Raw genomic sequence first — 7,163 nt, forward strand, 5'->3', positions numbered from 1 at the left:
CAGCCACATCTCCAAAGCCTAAGTAATCGTTACTGGCAAAATTAAGATAGGTTTTATTATTAACCGTTATGGTACGCGCTGTTGCATGTTGCACTACGTGGCGCTTACGAAGTAACGCATCTTGCTGGCGAGCCTGCAGATGCGTATTTATAAAATCAAAAGGCATAGATATAAAAGCCTACGCTTCGTAAAACAATTCAGACGTTGCTTTGTCGGCTACTTGCGATGAAAGCGAGGCTTCTACTGCTTCGTCTGAATAGTCGTGACGCGTTTCGGGGTTCATACCTAGTTTTTTAATTAGGTTCATATCGGCATCAGCGTCTGGGTTTTCGGTGGTAAGAAGTTTGTCGCCATAAAATATTGAGTTAGCGCCTGCAAAAAAGCACATTGACTGCATTTGCTCGTTCATGGCGTTACGCCCTGCCGATAAACGTACATAACTGTGTGGCATCATAATGCGTGCTGTTGCAATGGTACGTACAAATTCAAAATGATCTAAATCGTCTGCGTTTTCAAGCGGTGTGCCTTTAACTTTAACGAGCATATTAATAGGCACGCTTTCTGGCTGTTGTGGCAAATTAGCTAGCTGCATCAGTAACCCATAACGGTCGCTTGCTTGCTCGCCCATACCGACTATTCCGCCTGAGCATACTTTCATACCGGCATCGCGTACGTGATCAATGGTATTTAATCTATCTTGAAAAGTACGGGTTGATATAATTTGTTCGTAATACTCAGGTGACGTGTCGAGATTATGATTGTAGTAATCAAGCCCTGCGTCTCTAAGCTCATGGGCTTTTTCGTTAGTGAGTTTACCCAGCGTCATACAGGTTTCTAACCCTAGCTCTTTTACTTCTTTAACCATTTGCGAAATGTATGGCATGTCTCTGTCTTTTGGATCTGACCAAGCAGCGCCCATACAAAAACGCGTCGCGCCTTTTTGTTTTGCAAGGCGTGCTTGCTCTACTACTTTTTCTACTTCTATTAAGCGTTCGCGTTCTAAATCTGTTCGGTAATGACCCGACTGCGGACAATACTTACAATCTTCTGGGCAAGCGCCTGTTTTAATTGATAACAAGGTAGAAATTTGCACTTCATTTGGGTTGAAGTTAGCACGGTGAACCGAGGCGGCTTTAAAAAGTAAATCGTTAAATGGCATTTCAAATAATGCTTTAACCTCATCGTGGGTCCAATTGTGACGAACAGGTGCAAGTTCCATAATACTCTCTTATTTTTTTCATAACGGTGATATTGGCTTAGTCTACGAGTTGAAGTACCATTGTCAACGAACCCAACCAATTTAAAGTTTACATATGAATAAAAAGAATACGATTGACCTTGATTTTGATCGTGAGCACATTTGGCACCCATACACATCTATGACCAAGCCAATTCCGGTATATCCCGTTACACATGCAAATCACAATATTATTCACCTCGAAACTGGCGAGCAATTAATCGATGGTATGGCCTCGTGGTGGAGTGCAATACATGGCTATAACCACCCTGTTATAAATAACGCCATGATTGAGCAAATTAATAATATGAGCCACATTATGTTTGGCGGTATTACGCATAACAGTGCGGTAGAGCTGTGCAAAAAAATAGTAAATATAACGCCACCTAGTTTAACTAAAGTGTTTTTAGCCGACAGCGGCTCAGTAAGTGTTGAAGTGGCAATAAAAATGGCGCTGCAATCTTGGTTGAGCCAAGGTATTACTACAAAACAAAAATTAATGACACCTTACAAGGGCTACCATGGCGACACCTTTGCAGCCATGAGCGTATGCGACCCCGTTAACTCAATGCATAGTTTATATTCAGGCTTTTTACCTGAGCATGTATTTGTGCCTGCGCCGGTTAGTAAATTTGATAGCGAGTTTAACCACGGTGAAGCCCAAGAGCTTGAAGAATACTTTAAAGCAAACCACAACCAAGTAGCCGCCTTTATCATTGAGCCTATTGTACAAAACGCGGGTGGTATGAACTTTTATCACCCTGATTATTTAGCTTGCGTACGTAAATTGTGCACCCAATATAACGTACTGCTAATTTGCGACGAAATAGCCACAGGCTTTGGTCGTACTGGTAAATTATTTGCTGTAGAGCACGCCAATATAGAGCCCGATATAATGTGTATTGGTAAAGCATTAACCGGCGGTTCAATGACGTTATCANACTATAACAAGCGATAAAATAGCTATTGGCATAAGCGAAGGTGAAGCGGGTGTTTTAATGCATGGTCCTACGTTTATGGGTAACCCGCTTGCCTGTGCAGCAGCCTGCGCAAGTATTGATTTATTACTTGAGCAAAACTGGCAACAACGAATAAGCCAAATAAACACCCAACTACAACAACTTAATAAATGCAGTGAACTAGATGCGGTTGCCAATGTGCGTACCTTAGGTGCAATAGGCGTTGTTGAGCTAAAGGATACTGCTGGTAATGTTGATGTTGCTAGAATTCAGGCTTATTTTGTAGAGCAAGGTGTGTGGATCCGCCCATTCGGTAAACTAATTTACCTTATGCCACCGTATATAAGTGACGAAACCAGTATAAAAACACTGTGTAATGCTATTTATAACGCCATTAAAGGCAAGCATTACGCTTAATAACGGGTCTCAATACAACTTATAGTGCTATTTATAGGTAACTTACCGCTACATTTAGTGTTTTTATCTATTAAGCGAGTTTGTGGTTATTGATCTCACTAACCATAAGCTATATGATAATGGCTATCATTTACAATTACTCTTTTTGGACTTTTCTGCTATGAATTTATTATTTAAACCAGCAAAAACCTTAGGTGCAAGCCTTTTACTAGCCTCGGCGTTTATGGCTCAACCTGTATTTGCCAACGGCCCTATTGGTGAGCATGTAAACCATCTTCAAGAAAACATTAAAAGCTACACCGAAGAAGTAGAATGGATGGTAGGCAAAGTTGATACCATGGTAAGCGACTACGATACTAAAGGCGCAAAAGCGGTAAAAACTGATGATTTAATTGAATATTGGGAATCAGTAAAATTTCATAGTGCAATAGAAACTAACTTTGTACCGGTATACGCTTCTATTTGGCAAGGTATTTACGGCGTTAAAATGGCTATCGAAAACGGTAAACCAGCGGCTGAAGTACGTAAAGAGCAAGAAGCGATGAACATAGCCTTGTGGCAAGGTCTTGGGGCTGTTAAGCTTGCTGCAAAATTCCAGCAAAAAGGCTTGTTAGACGCTGTAAAAGCAACCGCTACAACTCAAATGACACAAAGTGCCACAATTGACGAAATTAAGCACAAATTAGACCGTGTAGTAGCTAAATTTGCTGAGCGCTTACAAGACGAAGCAACTGAAATTGTTCACGATACTTACCTACACCTGTTTGAAGGCGTAGAAGGTACTCTTATCGAGCAAGACGCTAAACTAGTTGAAGTGCTGGAAAAAGACTTTAACGTAACACTGCCACAAGCAATTAAAAACAGCAAAAGCGTAGATGAAGTACGCGATGTGATTAGTGATATGCAAACAAAATTAGACCGCGCTAAGGTTTTAATAGAAAAAGCCGAAAAAGCACGTAAGGATGTATTTTAAGTGAAGCGTAGGACCTTTATTCAAGGCCTAGCTGCGTTAGGGGTGGTTGGCTCATTGCCACTACCTCTTTCTCGTGCGCTAGCCGCTGATATAGCAAACCCTGTTTCTGTTGATGATTTACCAAAGCTTAAAGGTGAGCTAACCCTTTATTTAGGCCGAGGCGAAGGTGGTTTGTATGAAAACGTATTACAAGCAATCCAGAAAAAAAATCCAGACTTTAAACTCGGTATACGCCGAGGTCCAACGGCTGNCTGCGTTAGCTAATACCATTGTTGCTGAGTCTAAAGCGGGTGTTCGCCGCGCTGATTTATTTTGGGCAGTTGACTCAGGCGCGATTGGTTTAGTAACCGATGCAGGTCTTGCACAACCTATTCCAAGTGATTTATCTGCTCAGTTACAACCACAATTTAGATATAAAGAGTGGGCACCTGTAACTGGTCGCATTCGTACATTGCCATATAACACGTCGCGTTTGACCAAAGATCAAATTCCAACAAGTATTATGGAAATTGCCGACAGCGATTTAAGTATTGGTTGGGCACCCGCCTACGCTTCTTTTCAATCATTTGTAACCGCAATGCGAATTTTAGAAGGCGACGACAAAACCGCTAAGTGGCTTAAAAAGATTCAAAAACGTGCTAAAACATACGCTGGTGAATTAGGTGTTGTTATGGGCGTTGAACGTGGCGAAGTTGATATTGGTTTTGCTAATCACTATTACACATTGCGTTTAAAATCAGGCAAGCCTGATGCTAAACTTGATTTAGCATTTACACAAAATGATGCTGGCTGTTTAGTTAATGCATCGGGTGTATTAGCGCTTAACGACGATCCGCTTGCTACTAACTTTATGCGTTACTTACTAAGTAAAGAAGTACAAGGTTACTTAGCCAGCGAAGCGTACGAAATTCCACTAGTAAATGGTATTACCCAACCTGAAGGTTTACCGTCACTTGCTAATATTTCTCCACCTAAAGTAGATTTAACACAGCTTGCTGATTTACGCCCTACTATAGATTTGATGCGTAGCAGCGGCGTATTGTAATGAGAATACCTGCCTCTTACCCAATGGCGCTGCTTGCAGCGCTCATTACGCTTACCCCTGTTTTTATATTAATGGTACTAGCGAGCGATTCAAGCTCAGTATTTGATAGCCACAATCTTAAAATTTTAGGCAACACGTTATCTTTAATGGGATTAACGGTATTAGGCTCTATTTTAATTGGTGTGCCACTGGCGTTTATTAGTGCCTATGTTCATTTACCTTTCAAAAAACTGTGGCTAGTTATATTTGCAGCCCCGCTTGCAATACCTAGCTACATTGGCGCATTTACCCTTTATGCTGCTTTTGGTCCTGGAGGTGAAATAAATACCTTAACGGGAATAGAAACACCATCAATGTATGGTTTAACAGGCGCTGCAATTGTAATGACGCTGTATACCTTCCCATTTGTAATGATGACAACTCGTTCATCCTTACTTAGTCTTGATGCGAGTATGGTTAACGCAGCACGTACGCTAGGCATGTCGATGACACAAAGCGTGTTTAAAGTAATATTACCGCGTGTAGTTAATGGCATTGCAGCCGGCTCGTTGTTAGTTGCGCTTTATACATTATCAGACTTTGGTACACCGGCAATGATGCGCCTAGATACCTTTACCCGTGTAATTTATGTTGAATACAACTCGTTTGCTTTAGGTCGCGCAGCAATGCTCTCGCTGCAACTAATGGTTATTGTAGGGTTTTTGTTATTACTAGAATCACAAATAAAAACAGCGACCGAAAAACAAGGTCGTTCATTAGTGTTATTCCCTAAAAAATGGCAGTTAAGTGCAATGTTTTTAACGTTTGCTCCTATATTGTTTTTAGCTATTGGTTTACCGCTTGCCATATTTTCGCTTTGGTTAGCACGAGATGGTTTAAGTTCTTTTGATTTTAGTATTGCATGGAATTCAACATATGCATCGCTTATTGCCGCTGTAGTAACCGTTATTGTTGCAATACCCGTTGCACATGCAGCACTTAGTGGTAAAGCGGGCAAAATAATGGAACGAGTCACTTATTTTGGTTTTGGTATTCCGGGTATAGTAATGGGCACAGCGCTTGTTTACGGTGGTTTGCAGTTATCATTTTTATACCAAACATTAGGGCTGCTTATTATTGCTTATATGCTGCGTTTTTTACCGCTTGCAGTAGGCTCTGTAAGAACAAGCACCGAACACTTAGATCCAAGCTTAGTAAAGTCTGCGCGCGTACTTGGCGCAAGCCCCCGCGAAGTATTTACTCGCATTACACTGCCTTTAACTATGCGCGGTATTATTGCTGGCGCAGCACTGGTATTTTTAGAATCAATGCGCGAATTAGAAGCCACTTTGCTACTTGGTCCTACTGGGTTTGAAACCCTTTCGACTTATTTATGGCGTGTATACGAAGCGGGATATTTTGGTCGTGCTGCTATTCCTGGATTACTTTTAGTAGTGATTTCTGCCTGCGCGTTAGCTATTATGCTTTCTGGCGAAAAACGCAACCAGTTTGAACACTAAGGATTTAAAAATAAATGCTATCTGTAAGTAAGTTGTCTATAGATTATGGAAGTAACCGTGTAGTAAGCGATTTAAACTTATCACTGGGTGAAAACGAAATCCTTATGCTTGTAGGACCTACAGGTTGTGGTAAAAGTACTATTTTACAAGCACTCGCTGGTCTTATACCTATTAGCGAAGGTGAAATAAACGTTGATAAATGGCGTGCAACACCAAAATTAACGGTACCTCCCGAAAAGCGTAGTGTAGGCATGGTATTTCAAGATTTTGCGTTATTTCCGCACTTAACCGTACAGCAAAACATTTGCTTTAGATTAAAAGATACAGCCCCTGCCGAGTATTGGATAAACCTACTTGGACTGAGCGATTTTAGAGAAAAAAAACCAGCAACGCTTTCTGGCGGACAAAAACAACGTGTAGCACTTGCGCGCACCCTTGCCCATCAGCCAGACTTTGTATTGCTTGATGAGCCGCTTTCTAACTTAGATGCTGCCCTTAAAGACATGCTTCGTTGGGATATTAGAAACGCACTTAAAGCCGCTGGCGTACCTGCTATTTGGGTAACACACGATCAAGAAGAAGCTCTTTCGGTTGGTGATCGTGTTGGCGTTTTAAAAGGTGGTAAAATTCAGCAAATCGATACACCCGAGCGCTGCTTTAGCACGCCAAACAATCGTTTTGTGGCACGTTTTTTAGGTGAAGCAAGCTTTATTGCAGGCAGCTTTGAAAACGGACAAGTCACTACCTCGATTGGTAATGCGCCGGCTCATGGCGTTGACTGTGAAAGTGGTGATGTTGATGTACTGCTACGCCCTGACGATGTATTGCTTGTACAAAGCAGTGTTGGTAATAACGGCGAAGTCATTTGGGTACGTTTTGAAGGTGGCAGCCGCTTGTGTGCAATAAAATTAGCGTGCTCTACCGTTGTAACTAGCCGAGTAAACCATGAAGTTGTGGTAAACCCAGGCGATGAAGTACATGTTTCATTAAGCACATCACACCCACTAGCGGCTTATAAAGCTATAGACTGATT

4 protein-coding genes and 3 pseudogenes are annotated in these 7,163 nt (G+C 41.6%); 5 read left to right on the plus strand and 2 right to left on the minus strand.

Annotated features, from left to right (window positions below; genetic code table 11):
• Nucleotides 1-166, minus strand: a pseudogene (locus tag L647_RS1000000126510) (8-amino-7-oxononanoate synthase); the annotation flags it as partial.
• A gap of 12 nt (nucleotides 167-178) precedes the next feature.
• The gene (gene bioB / locus L647_RS0116925) at nucleotides 179-1,219 is read right to left on the minus strand and encodes a biotin synthase BioB (RefSeq protein ID WP_024612103.1); all 1,041 of its coding nucleotides are present in this window, start codon (nucleotides 1,217-1,219) and stop codon (nucleotides 179-181) included.
• Between the two features lie 94 nt (nucleotides 1,220-1,313).
• On the opposite strand from bioB, the pseudogene bioA reads away from it, so the two are divergent.
• The 5 genes and pseudogenes from bioA (at nucleotide 1,314) to L647_RS0116950 (ending at nucleotide 7,161) form a co-directional block, all read left to right on the plus strand.
• A pseudogene (gene bioA, locus L647_RS01000000124470) lies at nucleotides 1,314-2,613 on the plus strand (adenosylmethionine--8-amino-7-oxononanoate transaminase).
• Nucleotides 2,614-2,773: 160 nt separating this feature from the next.
• Nucleotides 2,774-3,586, plus strand: a complete 813-nt coding sequence (locus L647_RS0116935; RefSeq protein WP_024612104.1) for a hypothetical protein — start codon at nucleotides 2,774-2,776, stop codon at nucleotides 3,584-3,586.
• A pseudogene (locus L647_RS01000000124475) lies at nucleotides 3,587-4,631 on the plus strand (ABC transporter substrate-binding protein).
• On the plus strand, nucleotides 4,631-6,130 hold the full coding sequence (locus L647_RS0116945; protein WP_024612105.1) for an iron ABC transporter permease: 1,500 nt from the start codon (nucleotides 4,631-4,633) through the stop codon (nucleotides 6,128-6,130). The pseudogene L647_RS01000000124475 and the gene L647_RS0116945 overlap by 1 nt, the downstream one beginning before the upstream one ends.
• Before the next feature lie 14 nt (nucleotides 6,131-6,144).
• Nucleotides 6,145-7,161, plus strand: a complete 1,017-nt coding sequence (locus tag L647_RS0116950; RefSeq protein ID WP_024612106.1) for an ABC transporter ATP-binding protein — start codon at nucleotides 6,145-6,147, stop codon at nucleotides 7,159-7,161.
• Nucleotides 7,162-7,163: the final 2 nt, after the last annotated feature.

This window comes from Pseudoalteromonas sp. TB64 (genome assembly GCF_000498095.1).
In the GTDB taxonomy this organism is placed as follows: domain Bacteria; phylum Pseudomonadota; class Gammaproteobacteria; order Enterobacterales; family Alteromonadaceae; genus Pseudoalteromonas.